The organism is Sphingomonas sp. dw_22, assembly GCF_018449795.1.
Lineage (GTDB): Bacteria > Pseudomonadota > Alphaproteobacteria > Sphingomonadales > Sphingomonadaceae > Sphingomonas.
In genome coordinates, this window is sequence record NZ_JAAVVE010000008.1 from 95,185 (window position 1) to 112,771 (window position 17,587).

The 17,587-nt window shown below is 65.3% G+C and carries 16 protein-coding genes and 1 tRNA gene; 3 read left to right on the forward strand and 14 right to left on the reverse strand.

The features are described from left to right. Window positions 1-157: 157 nt before the first annotated feature. The 6 genes from HB724_RS05905 to lon all read right to left on the reverse strand — a co-directional run bounded on the left by HB724_RS05905 (window position 158) and on the right by lon (window position 5,464). Window positions 158-1,420 (reverse strand): amidohydrolase family protein, encoded by a 1,263-nt coding sequence (locus tag HB724_RS05905; RefSeq protein WP_213980016.1) that lies wholly within the window; start codon window positions 1,418-1,420, stop codon window positions 158-160. A 45-nt stretch (window positions 1,421-1,465) separates the two neighbouring features. After that, window positions 1,466-2,356: a DMT family transporter gene (locus HB724_RS05910; protein WP_213979980.1), complete on the reverse strand. Its 891-nt coding sequence runs from the start codon at window positions 2,354-2,356 to the stop codon at window positions 1,466-1,468. Window positions 2,357-2,472: 116 nt separating this feature from the next. After that, window positions 2,473-2,547: transfer RNA gene (locus tag HB724_RS05915), tRNA-Val, on the reverse strand. Between the two features lie 102 nt (window positions 2,548-2,649). Further along, window positions 2,650-2,922 (reverse strand): HU family DNA-binding protein, encoded by a 273-nt coding sequence (locus tag HB724_RS05920; RefSeq protein ID WP_213979981.1) that lies wholly within the window; start codon window positions 2,920-2,922, stop codon window positions 2,650-2,652. Then, window positions 2,915-3,061 (reverse strand): hypothetical protein, encoded by a 147-nt coding sequence (locus HB724_RS05925; protein ID WP_213979982.1) that lies wholly within the window; start codon window positions 3,059-3,061, stop codon window positions 2,915-2,917. Before HB724_RS05925 ends, HB724_RS05920 begins: the two co-directional genes overlap by 8 nt. Window positions 3,062-3,067: 6 nt before the next feature. Next, window positions 3,068-5,464 (reverse strand): endopeptidase La, encoded by a 2,397-nt coding sequence (lon, locus tag HB724_RS05930; protein ID WP_213979983.1) that lies wholly within the window; start codon window positions 5,462-5,464, stop codon window positions 3,068-3,070. A gap of 264 nt (window positions 5,465-5,728) precedes the next feature. Between lon and HB724_RS05935 the strand changes: the two genes are divergently transcribed. Then, window positions 5,729-7,408 (forward strand): M1 family metallopeptidase, encoded by a 1,680-nt coding sequence (locus tag HB724_RS05935; RefSeq protein ID WP_213979984.1) that lies wholly within the window; start codon window positions 5,729-5,731, stop codon window positions 7,406-7,408. On the opposite strand, the gene HB724_RS05940 is transcribed toward HB724_RS05935, so the two are convergent. The 5 genes from HB724_RS05940 to clpP all read right to left on the reverse strand — a co-directional run bounded on the left by HB724_RS05940 (window position 7,401) and on the right by clpP (window position 11,316). Next, the gene (locus HB724_RS05940) at window positions 7,401-7,586 is read right to left on the reverse strand and encodes a hypothetical protein (RefSeq protein WP_213979985.1); all 186 of its coding nucleotides are present in this window, start codon (window positions 7,584-7,586) and stop codon (window positions 7,401-7,403) included. The two genes, HB724_RS05935 and HB724_RS05940, sit on opposite strands and share 8 nt — an antisense overlap. A 30-nt stretch (window positions 7,587-7,616) precedes the next feature. After that, entirely contained in the window at window positions 7,617-8,237 is a 621-nt protein-coding gene (locus HB724_RS05945; protein ID WP_213979986.1) for a hypothetical protein, read from the reverse strand. A gap of 226 nt (window positions 8,238-8,463) precedes the next feature. Further along, complete coding sequence (locus tag HB724_RS05950; RefSeq protein ID WP_213979987.1) at window positions 8,464-9,069, reverse strand: NAD-dependent dehydratase; 606 nt, start codon at window positions 9,067-9,069, stop codon at window positions 8,464-8,466. A gap of 194 nt (window positions 9,070-9,263) precedes the next feature. After that, window positions 9,264-10,529: an ATP-dependent Clp protease ATP-binding subunit ClpX gene (gene clpX, locus HB724_RS05955; protein ID WP_213979988.1), complete on the reverse strand. Its 1,266-nt coding sequence runs from the start codon at window positions 10,527-10,529 to the stop codon at window positions 9,264-9,266. Window positions 10,530-10,680: 151 nt separating this feature from the next. Continuing rightward, window positions 10,681-11,316: an ATP-dependent Clp endopeptidase proteolytic subunit ClpP gene (clpP, locus tag HB724_RS05960; RefSeq protein WP_213979989.1), complete on the reverse strand. Its 636-nt coding sequence runs from the start codon at window positions 11,314-11,316 to the stop codon at window positions 10,681-10,683. 150 nt (window positions 11,317-11,466) lie between these two features. Between clpP and HB724_RS05965 the strand changes: the two genes are divergently transcribed. Then, on the forward strand, window positions 11,467-12,528 hold the full coding sequence (locus HB724_RS05965) for an aldehyde reductase (RefSeq protein ID WP_213979990.1): 1,062 nt from the start codon (window positions 11,467-11,469) through the stop codon (window positions 12,526-12,528). Here the strand turns inward: HB724_RS05965 and HB724_RS05970 are convergent. Next, complete coding sequence (locus HB724_RS05970) at window positions 12,491-13,948, reverse strand: hypothetical protein (protein ID WP_213979991.1); 1,458 nt, start codon at window positions 13,946-13,948, stop codon at window positions 12,491-12,493. The two genes, HB724_RS05965 and HB724_RS05970, sit on opposite strands and share 38 nt — an antisense overlap. Window positions 13,949-14,224: 276 nt before the next feature. Then, complete coding sequence (locus HB724_RS05975) at window positions 14,225-15,151, reverse strand: glycosyltransferase family 2 protein (RefSeq protein ID WP_213979992.1); 927 nt, start codon at window positions 15,149-15,151, stop codon at window positions 14,225-14,227. A gap of 100 nt (window positions 15,152-15,251) precedes the next feature. Here HB724_RS05975 and HB724_RS05980 point away from each other — a divergent pair, with 100 nt between their 5' ends. Next, entirely contained in the window at window positions 15,252-15,845 is a 594-nt protein-coding gene (locus HB724_RS05980; protein WP_213979993.1) for a DUF4328 domain-containing protein, read from the forward strand. A gap of 53 nt (window positions 15,846-15,898) precedes the next feature. Here HB724_RS05980 and tig read toward each other — a convergent pair whose 3' ends face one another. Next, complete coding sequence (tig, locus tag HB724_RS05985) at window positions 15,899-17,539, reverse strand: trigger factor (RefSeq protein WP_213979994.1); 1,641 nt, start codon at window positions 17,537-17,539, stop codon at window positions 15,899-15,901. Window positions 17,540-17,587: the final 48 nt, after the last annotated feature.

Below are 17,587 nucleotides of genomic sequence, written 5' to 3' on the forward strand. Positions count from 1 at the left end.
GAGCGCCCTGGATCGACTCGGACATCCCCCTGTCGACCTCGCCGCTTGGGCTAAGCGGCTTGCGTGACGGGAAAACGCGATTTCGAAGACAGTTAAGAGTCTCTAAAATGACATATGAGTGACGATGTTGCGGATGCGCAACACCATCGGCGCGCCCTCAGGGAGCGTGGACGACAGCTCCGCTCCGGACCACCAGCCTGACCCTTCGGAGCGCGGAAATATCCGCGAGCGGATCGCCCTCGACCGCGACCAGATCGGCGACCCGTCCCGCCGCTATGGCGCCGATCCGGTCTTCCATCCCAAGGATGCGGGCATTGCCCGAAGTCGCGACCAGCAGCGCATCGACCGGCGAAAGCCCCCATGCCGCCATCAGCTCGATCTCGCGCGCATTGTCGCCATGCGCGAACACGCCGGTATCGCCACCGGCACACAGCGTCACCCCCGCCCGGATCGCCGCGGCGTAGCTGGCGCGCTTGGCGCGAATCGCCTCGGGCTCAGGCGCCGCGCCGTTCCAGCCGCCATAGCGCGTGATCGCCTCGGTCGCCGCGAGCGTCGGGCAAAAGGCGGTCCCATGCGCCTTCATCAGCGCGAAGATCTCAGGCGTGCCGTCATTGCCATGCTCGATCGTATCGGCACCCGCCAGGATCGCGCGGCGCATCCCCTCGGGCGTGCTGGCATGGACCGCGACCTTGCGCCCGGCATCGTGCGCCGCCGCGACGCCGGCCTTCATCTCGTCCAGGCTGAAGGTGGCGCGGCTCGGCTCGCCGGGCCCCCAGCGATAATCGGCATAGAATTTCACCCAGTCGGCGCCGTGCGCGATCTGGCGCCGCACCGCCGCGACCACGCCCTCGCCGCTGACCTCCTCCGCGCCCTGCGGCACGTCATAGGCATAGCCCTTCGGCCCATAGGCCCCGGTCGCCACCAGCGCGCGATTGGCGATCAGCAGCCGCGGACCGGGCACGATCCCCTGCTGGATCGCCGCCTTGAGGCCGGCATCAGCATCCCCCGCTCCTTCGGTGCCGAGATCGCGAACGGTGGTGAAGCCGGCCATCAGCGTCGCACGGGCATGCGCCACCGCCCGAGCGGTGCGCAGCGACAACGGCTCCTTCATCACCTGGTCGTTCCAGCTCGTCTCGTTGTACGGATGGAGGAACAGGTGGACGTGCAGGTCGATCAGGCCGGGAAGCAGCGTGGTTCCCGGCAGCGCGATCGTCTCGGCGCCGGCCGGCGCCACGACATCGGGACCGACCGCGACGATCCGGTCGCCTTCGACCAGCACCTTCCAGCCGGAATGCGCGACGCGGTCGACTGCGGTGAACACGCGGTCCGGGACCAGCAGCAGTGGATGCGGAGCCTGTGCCTCGGCCGGCAACGGCGCGAGCAGCAGAGCGAAGAGACAGGGCAGGAATCGTGCGAGCATCTGGATCATGCCGACACGGTGGCAGGCGATTCGCGATATTGCCAGCTAGAAGCGCGCCGTCATCGCCACCCCGACCGCGACCGCGCACACGCCCAGGATCTGCCGCGCTGTCAGCCCCTCGCGGAACAGCCGGTGCCCCGCCAGCGCCGCGATCGGCATCTCGATGACGCCGAGCGAGCGCACCGCCGCCGCTGGCGCCAGGTTGAGCGCCAGGAACCACCCCGAAGAAGCCAGCGCCCCGAACAGCCCTGCGCCGAGCGACTGGCGCCAGCCGGCCATCACCGCCCGCAATGCATCGGGATCGCGCACGCCCAGATACAGCGTCAGCACCGCCGCCTGCACCGCCTGGACGATCGCGACGCTGGCCATCGCGGCGAAGAAGGGGTGCTGCGGCTCCATATGCAGCCCGGCATGGCGAAAAGCGTTGAGCGCGAAGCCGAAGCACAGTCCCGAGGCGATGCCGAGCGACACGCCCAGCACCGGATGCGCCGCCCCCTCGATCCTGCGCGGCCAGACCAGCACCGCGAGCCCCGCGGTCGTCACCGCCACGCCCGCCCAGCCGAGCGCGCTCAGATTGTCGTTGAACACCAGCAGCCCCGCGATCGCCGCGAGCGGCACCGAGCTTTGCTGGAGCGCCGTGCCCACCGCGAAGCCCGCATGGTGCATGGCAAGCAGCAGCGCGGCGGTGGCGATCACCTGCGCCAGCGCGCCCGTGAGCGCGGGCCACCAGAAGGCCCCGCCGAACTGCGGATGCAGATCGGGCGTCACCGCGACCGCGATTGCCGTGAAGACCAGCGAAAACGGGAGGCCGAACAGGAAACGGACCAGCGTGGCGCCCCACGGCCCGGTCTGCGACATCATACCGCGCTGGAGGGCATTGCGCCCGACCTGGAAACCGGCCGCCAACACAGTCGCCCCCGCCCAAACCCACGTCACCGTCGAATCTCCTTCGACCGCGCGGCTAGGCGCGTGGAGGACGCGGGGCAAGGTCCGCCCCCGCACCGCATATGAAAAAGCCCGCCGATCCTTCAGGACCGGCGGGCTTCTCTACATGGTGGGCGCGGCAAGGATTGAACTTGCGACCCCTGCGGTGTGAACACAGTGCTCTACCACTGAGCTACGCGCCCCCGCCCCTTTTCAGAGGCTGGCTCTTCAGCCGAAACGGGAAGCGGGCCTTTAGGCTGTGCGAGGTGCGCTGTCCAGCCCCTCGAAGACCCGCAATCGTCAGATCAGTTGACCGAATCCTTCAGGCCCTTGCCGGCCTTGAACTTCGGCTGGTTGGACGCCTTGATCGTCATTTCCTCGCCGGTGCGGGGGTTGCGGCCGGTCGACGCCTTGCGCTTGCTGACCGAGAAAGTCCCAAAGCCGACCAGGCGAACCTCGTCACCCTTTTTGAGCGCCGCCGAGATCGCGTCGAAAACAGCTTCCACGGCCTTGCTGGCATCGCCTTTGGCCAGGCCCGAGGTGTCGGCAACCTGTCCGATCAGCTCCTGCTTATTCATCTTGGTGGTTTCCCCCTTGTCCTATATCATCAATGGATTGAGTCGCGGCGCCAAAAGCCGGTGTGTCAGTCAGCACGGCCCAGCGGCCGCTGTCAAAACCTTTCAGCCGGTTTTCAGCGCCGTGCGGCGAAACAATCATGCCTCATCAATGGTGAACGGCGTCTCCGATCGGGGCGACTCCCACAGGCGGCTGCGCTGCGAGTTCATCCGCATCGCTCCAGTCGATCGCGGTGAGCGTCTCGGTCAGCGCGAGCCGCAGCACCTGGTCGACATGTTTCACTGGAATGATCTCCAGCCCCTCGCGGATGTTCGCCGGAATCTCGGCCAGATCCTTCTCATTCTCGTCGGGAATGAGGACGGTCTTGATGCCTCCCCGCAACGCCGCAAGCAGCTTTTCCTTCAGCCCGCCGATCGGCAGCACCCGGCCCCGCAGCGTCACTTCGCCGGTCATCGCGATGTCGCGGCGCACCGGCACCCCGGTCATCGTCGAGACGATCGCCGTCACCAGGCCGATGCCCGCCGACGGCCCGTCCTTGGGAACGGCGCCCTCGGGCAGATGGACATGGACGTCCTTGCGCTGGAACAGGCTCGGCTTGATGCCATAGGTCGGCGCCCGCGCCTTGACGAAGCTGAACGCGGCCTCGACCGATTCCTTCATCACGTCGCCGAGCTTGCCGGTCGTCTTTATCATGCCCTTGCCCTGCACGGTCACGCTCTCGATCGTCAGCAGCTCGCCGCCGACTTCGGTCCAGGCGAGCCCGGTGACCGCGCCGATCTGGTTCTCCTCCTCGCCCAGGCCGTGGCGATATTTCTGCACGCCGGCGAACTCGGCGAGATTGTCGGGCGTGATCGTCACGCTCTCGGCCTTGCCCTCCAGGATTTTCCGCAGCGCCTTGCGCGCAAGCCGGGCGATCTCGCGCTCCAGCGTGCGGACGCCGGCCTCACGCGTGTATTTCTGGATCAGCGCGCGCAGGCCCTCATGGGTGAGGACGAACTCGCCTTCCTTCAGCCCATGCGCCTCGATCTGCTTGGCGATCAGATGCCGCTCGGCGATCTCGACCTTCTCGTCCTCGGTATAGCCCTCCAGACGGATGATCTCCATGCGATCAAGCAACGGCTGCGGCAGGTTCAGCGTGTTCGCGGTGCACACGAACATCACGTCCGAAAGATCGATGTCGATCTCCAGATAATGATCGTTGAACTTGGAGTTCTGCTCCGGATCGAGCACCTCCAGCAGCGCCGAGGCGGGATCGCCCCGGAAATCCTGGCCGAGCTTGTCGATCTCGTCGAGCAGGAACAGCGGGTTGGAGGTGCCGGCCTTTTTCAGGTTCGACACGATCTTGCCCGGCAGCGAGCCGATATACGTCCGGCGATGGCCGCGAATCTCGGCCTCGTCGCGCACGCCGCCCAGCGACTGGCGGATGAACTCGCGCCCCGTCGCCTTGGCGATGCTCTTCCCGAGCGAGGTCTTGCCCACGCCGGGAGGGCCGACGAGGCACAGGATCGGCCCCTTCAGCTTGTTGGTGCGCGCCTGGACCGCGAGATATTCGACGATCCGGTCCTTCACCTTCTCCAGCGCATAATGATCCTGATCCAGCACCGCCTGCGCCTCGGCGATATCCTTCTTCAGCTTCGACTTCTTGCCCCAGGGCAGGCCCAGCAGCACGTCGAGATAATTGCGCACCACCGTCGCCTCGGCGGACATCGGCGCCATCGTCTTGAGCTTCTTGAGCTCGCCCTGCGCCTTGGTGCGGGCTTCCTTGCTGAGCTTGAGCGTGGCGATCTTCTGGGTCAGCTCGGCGATCTCGTCGCCGTCGCCTTCCTCGCCCTCATTGCCCAGCTCGCGCTGGATCGCCTTGAGCTGCTCATTCAGATAATATTCGCGCTGGGTCTTCTCCATCTGGCGCTTCACGCGGCTGCGGATCTTCTTCTCGACCTGCAGCACGCCCAGCTCGCCCTCCATGAAGGCGAACACCATTTCCAGGCGCTTCTGGGGATCCTTCTCGACCAGCAGCGACTGCTTGTCGGCGACCTTGACGGCGATATTGGCGGCAACCGCATCGGCCAGGCGCGAGGCGTCCTCCAGCTCGGCGAGCTGCACCGCGGTCTCGGCCGGCAGCTTGCGGTTGAGCTTGGCGTAATTCTCGAACTGGTCGACCACCGAGCGCATCAGCGCCTGGAGCTCGGGACCGTCGATCTCCTCTTCCTCGACCGGGCTGACGGTCGCGGTGAGATAGGCGCCGGTCTCCTCGACCGTATCGAGCATGCCGCGCTCCTTGCCGGCCACCAGCACGCGCACGGTGCCGTCCGGCAGCTTCAGGAGCTGGAGCACTTCGGCGGAAACGCCGGTATCATACAGATCCTCGCGGCCGGGATCGTCCTCGGCCGGATCGAGCTGCGCGACGAGGAAAATCTCCTTGTCGGCGGCCATCGCCGCTTCCAGCGCCGCGACCGACTTGTCGCGGCCGACGAACAGCGGCACGATCATATGCGGGAAGACGACGATGTCGCGAAGCGGAAGGACGGGGTAGGACTGCTTCATGGATACTCCGGGTCGGCCCGACGGGGCCCTTGTTTCCACTATATATGGGGCACGCGCCAGCGGCATCAATCGTCGGATGGGATTAACGCGCCGATCACCGGTCTGTGCCACGCCGGCTGCGCCCTTCGCGGCACGGGCCCAGGCGGTTTTGGCCGCGCACCCGATCGACAATCATCTGCATTTCCACATCATCATGGACCGTTTCACCATCGAACCCGCCTGAAGGAGGCTCCTATCACCCCTCGCCTGCTCCTCGCCGCCAGCATGCTGGCGCTTATCGCCTCCCCCGCGCTCGCCCAGAAGCGCGGCGAGCCGCCGATCACCGCGACCACCCAGGCATCGGGCGGCCCGATCGATCCGGCGCGCGCCGCGCTGCATCTCGAGCATGTCGATCTGGCGATCGAAGTCTTTCCCGACACCAACCGGCTGCAAGGCACCGCGACGCTCACGCTCACCACGTCCGAGCCCCAGACTCGGCTCCTGATCGATCTCGACAGGAACCTGCCCGTCTCCGCGCTGAGCCTCGACGGCAAGGCGCTGGACGCCGGCAAATGGTCGAATCCCGAAGGCCGGCTGGCGATCGCCCTGCCCCGTCCGCTCAAGGCCGGCGGCCGCGCGGTCGTCCGCATCGTCTATGGCGGCACGCCGCACGTCGCGGTGCGCGCGCCCTGGGACGACGGCCTCGTCTGGGCCAAGACGCCCGGCACGCAGAAGCCCTGGGTCGCCACCACCGCCGAGGGCTATGGCTGCGACCTGTTCTGGCCGTGCCTCGATTTCCCCAAGGGCGAGCCGGACATGGTCGATCTGCACATCACCGTCCCCGCCGGGCTGAAGGCGCCCGCCAACGGCACGCTCCAGAAGATCGACACGCTGCCCGACGGCCGCACCACCTGGCACTGGAAGGCGCGCAGCCCGAATCCCTATTCGGTGGCGATCGACGTCGCGCCCTATGAGGAAGTGTCGGGCGTCTATCTCAGCCGCTTCGGGCCGAAGATTCCGATGAACTATTGGTATCTGCCCGGCCGCGAGGCCAAGGCGGCTGCGCTGTTCCAGGAATTCGCGCCCACGCTCGATTTCTACGAGAGCCTGATCGGTCCCTATCCCTGGTATGACGAGAAGGTCGGCGTGGTCGAGACGCCCCATCTCGGCATGGAGCACCAGACGATCAACGCCTATGGCAACAATTACCGAAAGACGCCGAGCGGGTTCGACGAGATCTTCCAGCACGAGCTGGGCCATGAATGGTTCGGCAACCAGATGTCGGCCGCCAATTGGGACGATTACTGGCTGCACGAGGGCTATGCGCAGTACATGCAGCCGCTTTACGGCCGCTGGCGCGAGGGCGAGGCCCGCTATGCCGTCATGATGGACGAGTTCCGCCTCCAGATCCGCAACCATGCGCCGATCGTCTCGGGCCGGATCCTGACCGAGGAGGAGGTCTATGAGGACGAGAAGGGCGGCCCCGGCCAGGACATCTACGTCAAGGGCGCCTGGGTGCTCCACACGCTACGCAACCTGATCGGCGACGACAAGTTCTTCGAAGTCACGCGCCGTCTCGTCTATGGCCGCCCCGATCCCAAGCCCGGCAACTTCAAGCCGCGCTTAAGCTCCACGCCCGAATATATCGCCATCGTCAACCAGGTGACGGGCACCGACATGAACTGGTTCTTCGACGTCTATCTGAAGCAAGCCGCGCTTCCCGAACTGATCGAAACCCGTACCGGCGACACGCTGTCGCTCAAATGGAAGACGCCGAACGACAGGCCCTTCCCGCTGCCGATCGAAGTGCAGGTCGACGGCAAGGTCCGGCTGGTCGCCATGCCCGGCGGCACGGCGGCGCTGGACGTGCCCGCCGGGGCGCATGTCGTGATCGATCCCGATTCGCGCGTGCTGCGGCGTTCCGAAGCGGTCGAGGCGTTTCAGAAGCAGGTGAGGATCAGATGAGATAATCGCCCTGATCCACCCCGAACCCGCCGGCCAGACCGCGCTGGAGGCGATGGCGCTCGCGTTCGGCCATTGGCGCTGGTTCGGCCTCGGCGTACCGCTCTATACGATCGGCACCGGGATGCGCGTCGCCAAGGACGAAAAGCTGCTCCGCACGCAGTTCGGTGCCGTCAATCAAGCCGAGCCCAAGAGCAACGAACCGCGCTTCCTAGCCGTCAGGCCTCAGCACCTTCGCCAGCACATAGGCGAAGAGGATCTGCCAAGGCGTGTAGATCTTGAGCAACTGCACCAGCGCCTCGAACGGCGTCTCGCCGCTGGCCCCGGTCGTCAGGTAGAGATAGACGGTCAGGCTGCCAGTCATGGCGAGCAGCACGGTGCCGAACACCGCGAACACGAGCGTCGCCGCACCGGATCGGAGCAGCCCGAACAGCGCGCACAGCCCTAGCGATGCCGCCGCTCCCACCGCGCCCCCGGCAAAGCCCGCCAGCAGCGAAGGCTCGGGAAGCAGGCCCGTCTGCCGGTGCGTCGCAAGCGCTGCCTGCACGCCCAGATAATGCGCCGCCGTGAAGCCGATCAGGAGCACCGCCGCTTTCGCCCAGAGCCGGTGCTGTCGCCCTTTCCAGACCAAGGGCGCGGCGAGAAGCGGAGTCGCCCAGATGGCGCCATTGGGAACCTGGAAATAGAGCACCAGTGCCAGGCCGATCACAAACAAGATGTGACCAAGCACCAGCCACTTGAAAGCTTCGAATGCGGCCCAGTCCAGCGCAAGATCGAACGGCGAGTGGAACTCGCGGGGATCTTCGTCCTCAAGGATGACTGCATCAGACATAGGAACCTCTCCCTTATCCGATTCTTGTATGACTTATCGTGCGCCTCTCCTTGACGCAGGTCAACAAAAGCCGATCTTGCGGTGCAGCATTCACCAGGCCCACGAACGGCCCGGAAGTTCCGGCTTTACACGAGATCCCGCGACACGATCATGTGACGCCCGCGACGGCCCCGGCGGCGGGGATGTCCGGACGAGACGGGCGAAGCAAAGACGATAGTGAGAATTGCTATCGTCCGGGTCGCGAGGCGACGACCGACTCCACCAGTCGCTTCGCGATGTTGGCGACCGGATTGATGCGAAGCCCACGCGGCAGCAGCGGACGGAGCAGCGTCGCCAGAGGGAACACCACCCGTTCCGCGAGCCTGAATTCCGCGCGATGACCGCCGATCATGCCCGGCCGGACGATGGTGAGCGAGCGGAACCCGATATTGCCCATATCCCTCTCCAACTCGCCTTTCACCCGGCAGTAGAACAGGGGTATGGAGAGCGAGGCCCCCGGAGAGGAGATCAGCGCGCAGGACTCCGCGCCGTTCCGGTGGGCGAGCTTCGCGAACGCCAGCGGCAGTTCATAGCCCACATGACGAAAAGCCTCCTTCGATCCGGCCTTTCCGATCGTGGTCCCCAGCGCGCAGATGACGGCATCCACGGTCCAGCCGGCGGCCTGCGGGAGCAGGGCATCAAGATCGGCCGCAACCGGGTTCACCAGTCTCGCGTGACCGGGGAGAGGCCGCCGCGTCGGGGCGATGACCTGTTCGATCCGGGCATCCTCAAGCGCCAGCCGAAGCGCCACCGCCCCGGCATGCCCTGTGGCACCCAGCATCAGTATCTTCATGATCGCCTCCAAGGCCGGCTAACCGCCGGCTCCGTCTGGAAACTCGGAGCGCGCGAATTGAATCGAAATATACGCAGGCGTGGAAGCGCGAGCACCTTTCGCGATTTCCGCAAAGACCCGGCTTTCAGCAAAATCGGGCGACAGCTCGCCGTGGCTCGGCCTTGCCTCAGCCGAGCCCGGTTCGGCGGCGCGCGTTACGCGGCGCCGCCGGCCTTTTCCTTCTTGGCATAGACGCGGACCGGATCCTTGCGGCCCTCCACCACGTCCTTGTCGATCATCACCTCGTCGACGCCGTCCATGCTGGGCAGGTCGAACATCGTGTCGAGCAATATCCCTTCCAGGATCGAGCGAAGTCCGCGCGCGCCGGTCTTGCGCTCGATCGCCCTCTTCGAGATCGAGACGAGCGCATCCTCGTTGAAGCCGAGCTTCACCGCCTCCATGTCGAACAGCTTCTGATACTGCTTCACCAGCGCGTTCTTCGGCTCGGTCAGGATCTTGATGAGCGCCGTGACGTCGAGATCCTCCAGCGTCGCGATCACCGGCAAACGGCCGACGAATTCGGGGATCAGGCCGAACTTGAGCAGATCCTCCGGCTCGGTCTGGCGCAGCAGCTCGCCGGTGCGCCGCTCCTCGGGAGCGGCCACATAGGCGCCGAAACCGATCGACTTGCCCTGCAGGCGATCGCCGATGATCTTCTCGAGGCCCGAGAAAGCGCCACCGCAGATGAACAGGATGTTGGTCGTATCGACCTGGAGGAACTCCTGCTGCGGATGCTTGCGGCCGCCCTGCGGGGGCACCGACGCGGTGGTGCCTTCCATCAGCTTGAGCAGCGCCTGCTGCACGCCCTCGCCCGACACGTCGCGCGTGATCGAGGGATTCTCGGCCTTGCGCGAAATCTTGTCGATCTCGTCGATATAGACGATGCCGCGCTGCGCCCGCTCGACATTATAGTCGGACGCCTGGAGCAGCTTCAGGATGATGTTCTCGACATCCTCGCCGACATAGCCCGCCTCGGTGAGCGTGGTCGCGTCCGCCATGGTGAAGGGCACGTCGAGGATGCGCGCCAGCGTCTGCGCCAGCAGCGTCTTGCCGCAGCCGGTGGGGCCGACGAGCAGGATGTTCGACTTGGCGAGCTCGACGTCCGCGCCCTTGGCGCCGTGGTTGAGCCGCTTGTAGTGGTTGTGCACCGCGACCGAGAGCACGCGCTTGGCCTGCTTCTGCCCGATCACATAATCGTCGAGCACGTCGCAGATCTCCTGCGGCGTGGGAACGCCACCGTCCTTCTTGCTGACGAGGCTCGACTTGGTCTCCTCGCGGATGATGTCATTGCACAGCTCGACGCATTCATCGCAGATGAACACTGTCGGTCCCGCGATGAGCTTGCGGACCTCGTGCTGCGACTTGCCGCAGAAGGAGCAATAAAGCGTGCTCTTCGAGTCACCGCCGCTGAGCTTGGTCATTCAATCCATCCTTCGCGCCTCGTGGCGCGGTTACTCCGGCCCGCCATCCTACACGCGGGCCGATTTCCGGCAATCCAAAATCGGCCCGCTCCACACACGGTTCCGCCGAGCTCGGCGGATATGCGGGCCGATCAGGACTACCGCTATAGTGTTAAGCGGTCGCTGACGAGTCCTCGCTCGGCATCGGGCGCTTGTCATAGACTTCGTCGATCAGGCCGAATTCCTTCGCCTCGTTCGCCTCGAGGAAGGTATCGCGGTCCATCGCCCGCTCGATCCTTTCCAGCGGCTGACCGGTGTACTTCGCATACAGGTCGTTCATCGACTTGCGAATACGGAGAATCTCCTTGGCCTGGATCTCGATGTCCGAGGCCATGCCCTGGGCGCCGCCCGAAGGCTGGTGGATCATGATCCGCGCATTGGTGAGCGCCACGCGCAGGCCCGGTTCGCCCGATGCCAGCAGGAAGCTGCCCATCGACGCCGCCTGGCCGATGCACACCGTGCCGACGCGCGGACGGATATACTGCATCGTGTCGTGGATCGCCATGCCGGCGGTCACCACGCCGCCCGGCGAGTTGATGTACATCCAGATGTCCTTCTTCGGGTTCTCGGACTCGAGGAAGAGGAGCTGGGCGGTAATCAGCGACGCCATATGATCCTCGACCGCACCGGTCACGAAGACGATGCGCTCGCGCAGCAGCCGCGAATAGATGTCGAAGCTGCGCTCGCCGCGGCTCGACTGTTCGATAACGATAGGAACGAGGCCACCAGTGACGGGATCGATGGTCATCTGACCAGAAAGCGGATGCATGTTCGGGATTCTCATGATTGTTGTGTTTGCCCAGCACCCAACATCGGCGCTCGGATTGGTTGGCGCAAGAGGGCAACGCAGTGAACGCCGAGCATTGCCGCGTTCGGGCGAAGCGCCCAGAACATCCGCATGGCGACTTATACCATCCTGGTCACCGGCGGCTCGGGCTTTGTCGGCGGCCATGTGATCCTCCAGTTGCTGGCCCAGGGCCACCGGGTCCGCACGACCGTCCGCAACCTGGATCGCGAGGCGGAGGTGCGCGAGACGTTCCGTCGCGCCGGAGCCGATGCGGGCGACCGTCTCGCCTTCTTCGCCGCCGATCTGGAAAGGGACGAAGGCTGGGACGAGGCCGCGCTCGGCTGCGACCATGTCCAGCACGTCGCCTCGCCCTTCCCGCCCGTGCAGCCCAGGGACGAGAACGAACTGATCCGTCCGGCACGCGAGGGCACGCTCCGGGTGCTCCGCGCCGCGCGCGATGCGGGCGTACGGCGCGCTGTCGTCACTTCCTCGTTCGCCGCGATCGGCTATGGCCACGGCCAGCGCGCGACGCCCTATACCGAAGCGGACTGGACCGATCCCGACGGCCCCGCCGTCCAGCCCTATATGAAGTCCAAGACGCTGGCCGAACGCGCTGCCTGGGACTTCATCGCTCGCGAGGGTGGAGGAATGGAGCTGGCGGTGGTCAATCCGGTCGGCATATTCGGGCCCGCGCTGAACGGCGATCTCTCGACCTCGATCTGGCTGGTCAAGGCGATGCTGGAAGGCAGGATGCCGGGCACGCCGCGCCTCTATCTCGGGGTCGTCGATGTGCGCGACGTCGCCAATCTCCAGCTACGCGCGATGACCGATCCGAGGGCCAGCGGCGAGCGCTTCCTGGCGGTGGCGGGCGAATCCATGTCGTTCCACGAGATCGCGATGGTGCTGCGCGCGCATCTCGGCCAGGCTGCGGCGAGAGTGCCCCGGCACCAGCTTCCCGACTGGGTGATCCGGCTGCTCGCGGTTTTCAATCCGCTCGCACGCGAGGCGGTGCCGCGCCTGGGCATCAAGGCAAGCGCGAGCAATGCGAAGGCCCGGGAAGTACTCGGCTGGACCCCGCGTCCGACCGAAGAGGCGATCCTGGCGACCGCGCGGAGCCTGATCGATCCGGAGCAGATCAGGTCCGCCGGATCCCCTCCCCCATCCCCGGCCTGAAGAGCCAGAAAAAGACCAGCAGCACCGCGACGGGAATCGCGATCGCGATGCCGAAGGGAAGCCCGATATGCACCAGGAACATCTGGCTGTTCCCGGCGAACAGATCGGGAAAGATATGCCCGGTGAGCATCGGCAACCCGTCATTCTGCGCCCGCACATTTATCAGGGCGCACAAGGGAACCACGATCAGGCTGTAGATGCCCGTCACGATCGTCAGCATGCGAAGCGGCCGCGAGAAGTCGCGATAAGCGAGTGCCAGACCGAAGACGAGGAGCGGCAAGGACGGCGTGACATGGCGCGGCCCCGTCGACCAGCCGCCGTCCCAATAGAAATAGCCGGAATTGACCAGAAAATAATAGGTCGCGATCAGCAGGGCCAGCAGCCCGACATAGCGATAGGCCGGCTTCCATAGCAGCGTGACACATCCATAGACCGCGAGCGCCAGGACCGGAGAGAGCCATAGGATACCGCGATAGGTACCGAAGATGAGCGCGCCCAGAACCGCGGGATCGGGCGCCGATATGCCGAAGAACCCCGTCTTCATCCCCTCCCATCCGTCAAGGGAGCTGTAACCGAGATGGAAGGGCGATCCGAAAGCGCCCCAATTGTACAGGAGCAGCGCGGCAAGGGGCAGCACCCCACCCGCCGCGAGCCGCAGCGCGCCCTCCAGGAAGCGGTGCGCTCCCCCCGAACGGATATCGCGCGTAGCCAGCAGCAATCCGATGCCCGCCGCGGCAGGCGCGGCCAGGAACTCCACGCAAATCGCGAGCGCCAGGACGAAGCCGGCCAGAACCATACCCCACGCATCGACACGCCGGGAGCGCCCGGTCGACCAATATTGCGCGAAGCCGATGAAAAGCAGCGCCGCGGCGGTCGCATGGCCGAACACCACCGTCGACCAGAACAGAAAGGGCGTGCCGAAGGCGAAGATCAGCGTGGCGGATCTGGCGACGCCCGCCTCCACGCCCGCCCGGAGCGCACTGGAGTAGAAGAGCACCACCGCGATGGCGCTGAGCGGAATCAAGGCACCGAACAAACAAGCGAAGGCGGAAGCGAAATAGCGCGGCGTGCGCTTGTTGTCGGGCGATACCAGCGCATCGCTCTGCCCCGCCAGATCGAGTCCCAGATTGGCGATCCACACCACCGGCGTGCAGATCAGGCTGACGCCCGGCGCCTTGTCGCAATAATAATGCCCCTTGAAGAAGGCCCGGTCCTTTTCGAACGCCGCGATCTCGTCGATCGTCAGCGTGCCATGGGCCACGATCGAATGGGTGAGCCCGATGCGCGTCATTACGTTGGGAGCGGTGGGCGAAATGGTGCACCAGGCCGCGAAGAATGCGAAGACGAGCGGCAGCAGGAGCAGCTTGAGGGAAATGCCTTTCCACTCGAGACGATCGACCCAATTCGTGACACTTCGCATGAACGCCCCCATCGACCCGTGACTTCCCGAATCCGGGCACGCTGTCCCGGCCCTTCAGATCTTCGGGGGCACCAGCACGACGAGCCCAGGCCGAACGACTTCACAGCGCACCGGAGCTGCGGTCCATCGATGCCAATCTTCCCCCGAAGGATCAGCGCCGGAAAACGGTTCCGAGTCCCCAACCATCCGAGGCTATCCTAGCCACGAACGCAGCAACAATCAGCCAAATGTAAAGACCCCGGCTGTTTCCGGATGGGACGAAATCCCATTCGCCCATCAATCCAGCACCGGAGCGGGCTGGGCCAGATAGGCCAGCCGCCGCATCTCGCGCCTGCCGCGCACGACCGTATCGAGGATCAATCCGGTGAAGAGATTGAGGAACACCAGGATCATCAGCCCGGTCGCCAGGATCGCGGTGGGAAAGCGCGGCACCAGACCCGTATCGACATAAGTGAGGATCAACGGCACCGCGAGCGCGAGCGCGACCAGCGCGAACGCGGCGGCGATCACGCCGAAGAACAGCATCGGCCGTTCGAACCGGTAGAGCGCGGTGATGGTCCGCGCGATGCGGAAACCGTCGCGATAGGTGCTCAGCTTGGATTCCGAGCCCTCGGGCCGTGCGAAATAGCGCGTCTCGATCTCGCCGACCGGCATCTTCAGCTCCAGCGCATGGACGCTGATCTCGGTCTCGATCTCGAAACCCGCAGAAAGCACTGGAAAGCTCTTCACGAAACGGCGCGAGAAGACGCGGTAGCCGGAGAAGATGTCGCTGAAACTGCGGCCGAACAGGCGCGCCAGGATGCCGGTCAGCGCGCGGTTGCCGAAGCGATGGCCGCGGCGATAGGCGGCGGTCTCCTGTTCGATCCGCGCACCCACCACCATGTCGAGCCCCTCGTCGAGCAGCCGCCGGACCATCTCGGGCGCGACGCTCGCATCATAGGTCGCGTCGCCATCCGCCATCACATAGATATCGGCGTCCACATCGGCGAACATGCGCCGCACGACATTGCCCTTGCCCTGCATCCGCTCGGTGCGGACCACGGCACCAGCACCGCGAGCCACCTCCACCGTGCGATCCCGGCTGTTGTTGTCATAGACATAGATGACCGCGCCGGGCAGCGCGGCACGAAAACCGGCGATCGTCTGCGCGATCGCGGCTTCCTCGTTATAGCAGGGCAGAAGGACCGCAACGGTGGGATTCATCATCTCGACATAGGGCCGAAACGACCGTGGTTCGATAGTTTTTATCTTCCCCTCCAGCATGCGCCATGCTGATCTGCGTCCGGGGCAAAAGGGGGAAGCAATGGAAAGACGCAGCCTGCGGGTATTGACGCTCGTCCTGAGCGCGATGATCGTTCTCGACGCGCTGGCGGTGCCGGTCATCCTGCTGGCCGCGCTGGCATTTCCGGAGGGCTATGCGGCCAACGTCACGCCGATCGCGAACCAGCTCGATGTCGGCACCGTGATCTTCGGCCTGCTGACGATCGTCGTGTTCTGCCGATGGATCTATGTCGCGGGCAGGAACCTGGTCGAAGCAGGATATGACGATCTCGAATTCACGCCGGCTTCGCGGATCTGGTGGTTCCTGGTTCCGGTCGCCTGCCTGTTCAAGCCGTTCCAGGGCATGCGGGAACTGTGGAACGCCAGTCATGGCGAAACCCATTATGCCGAAGGCAGCGCTCTGGTCGCGACTTGGTGGGCGCTATGGCTGCTCGCCGGATTCGTCGGCTATGCGAGCAGGATGTTTTCGGGGCAGCCCGATTCGGGAACCGCACCGTTCTGGATCCAGTCCGCCGTCGATGTGCCGCTGGCCGTCGTCGCGATCCTCATGCTCCGCCGGATTTCCGACGCGCAATCGCAATTGGCGGAACCGCAACTGGCCGAAGTCTTCGCCTGAAACCCGCCTGATAGCGAAAGGGCCGGAGCTTTCGCCCCGGCCCTTCGAAATCCTTACTCGGCGTCGGTCTTCTTCTTGGCCGGTGCCTTCTTGGCGGGCTTGGCGGGAGCCTCCTCGGCTTCCGCGGCCTCGGCCTTCTTCGCCGGTGCCTTCTTGGTGGCCGCCTTCTTCACCGGCTCTGCCTCGACCAGCTCATCGCCCGGCGCGGCGGGCTCGATATCGGCCTTCTCGACCTTCTTGGCCCGGGTGGGCTTCTTCGCATCGGCCTCCCCGGCATCGGCATCGGCGTCCTTCTTGGCCGCCTTCTTCGCCTTGGGCTTGTGATTGTCGTGATCGTGGCTGTGCGTGCCGGTGTCGAAGCCCTCGTCGCTCTCGATCGCGGCTTCCAGCTCCTCGCGGGTCACTTCGCGGTCGCTGACCTCGGCCTTGTCGAACAGGAAGTCGACGACCTTGTCCTCGAACAGCGGCGCGCGGAGCTGGGCTGCGGCCATCGGCTCCTGCTGCAGATACTGCATGAAGCGCTGGCGATCCTCGGGGCCGTATTGCTGCGCGGCCTGGGCGACGAGGCGGTTCATTTCCTGCTGCGTCACTTCGATGCCGTTGGCGGTGCCGATCTCGGAGAGCAGCAGGCCCAGGCGCACGCGGCGCTCGGCGATCTTCAGATAATCGTCGCGCTCGCTCTCCAGCTCGGCCAGCGCCGCGGCCGGATCGGCCTCATGCTCGGTCTCGTGGACGAGCTGATGCCAGATCTGCTGGAACTCGGCATCGACCATCGACGGCGGCACCGGGAAATCATGCCCCGCTGCGAGCTGATCGAGCAGCTTGCGCTTCATATAGGTGCGGGTCAGGCCGTTCAGCTGCTGCTCGATCTGGCCCTTCAGCAGACCGGTGAGCTGCTCCAGATCCTGCAGACCCAGCGCCTTGGCGAAATCGTCGTCGATCTTGGTCTCCCCGGCGGTCTTGACCGCGGTGATCTTGAGATCGAAGGTCGCGGGCTTGCCGGCCAGATCCTTGGCGCCGTAATCCTCCGGGAAGGTAACGCTGATCGTCTTCTCGTCGCCGGCCTTCACGCCGACGAGCTGCTCCTCGAAGCCCGGGATCAGGCGGCCGGTGCCGATCTCGACCGACATGTCGGTGCCGGTGCCGCCCTCGAAGGCGACGCCGTCCTCGGTCTTGCCGACGAAGTCCATCGTCACCTGGTCGCCCTCGGCCGCCTTGTGCTTGGCGGGAGCGTCTTCCCAGTTCTTCTGCTGGCCGGCGAGCTGCTGAAGCTGCTCGTTGACGGCGGCGTCATCGGCCGGAACGGTCAGGCGCTCGAGCTTCAGCCCGTCGATCGACGGCGTCGGCACATCGGGCAGCACTTCCAGCTCGACCTTGATCTCGGCGTCCTTGCCGGCCTCGTAATCGCCCTCCAGGCTCACCGAAGGCTGCATCGCCGGACGCAGCTTGTGCTCGACGAGCAGCTGCTGGATGCCTTCCTGGATCGAGCTATTGAGCGCGTCCTGCGCCAGCGCCTCGCCGTGCATCTTGCGCACCAGATTGGTGGGCACCTTGCCGGGACGGAAGCCGGGCATCTTCACCTGCGGCGCGACGCGCTTCACTTCGGCATCGACTCGCGAATCGATATCCTTCGCGGTGATCTTCAGCGTGTAGGCGCGCTTCAGGCCCTCGTTCAACGTCTCGACAGTCTGCATTCCAAAGGCCTTCTAGCAAGAATCGGAAATTGCGGTGTTCCGCACATC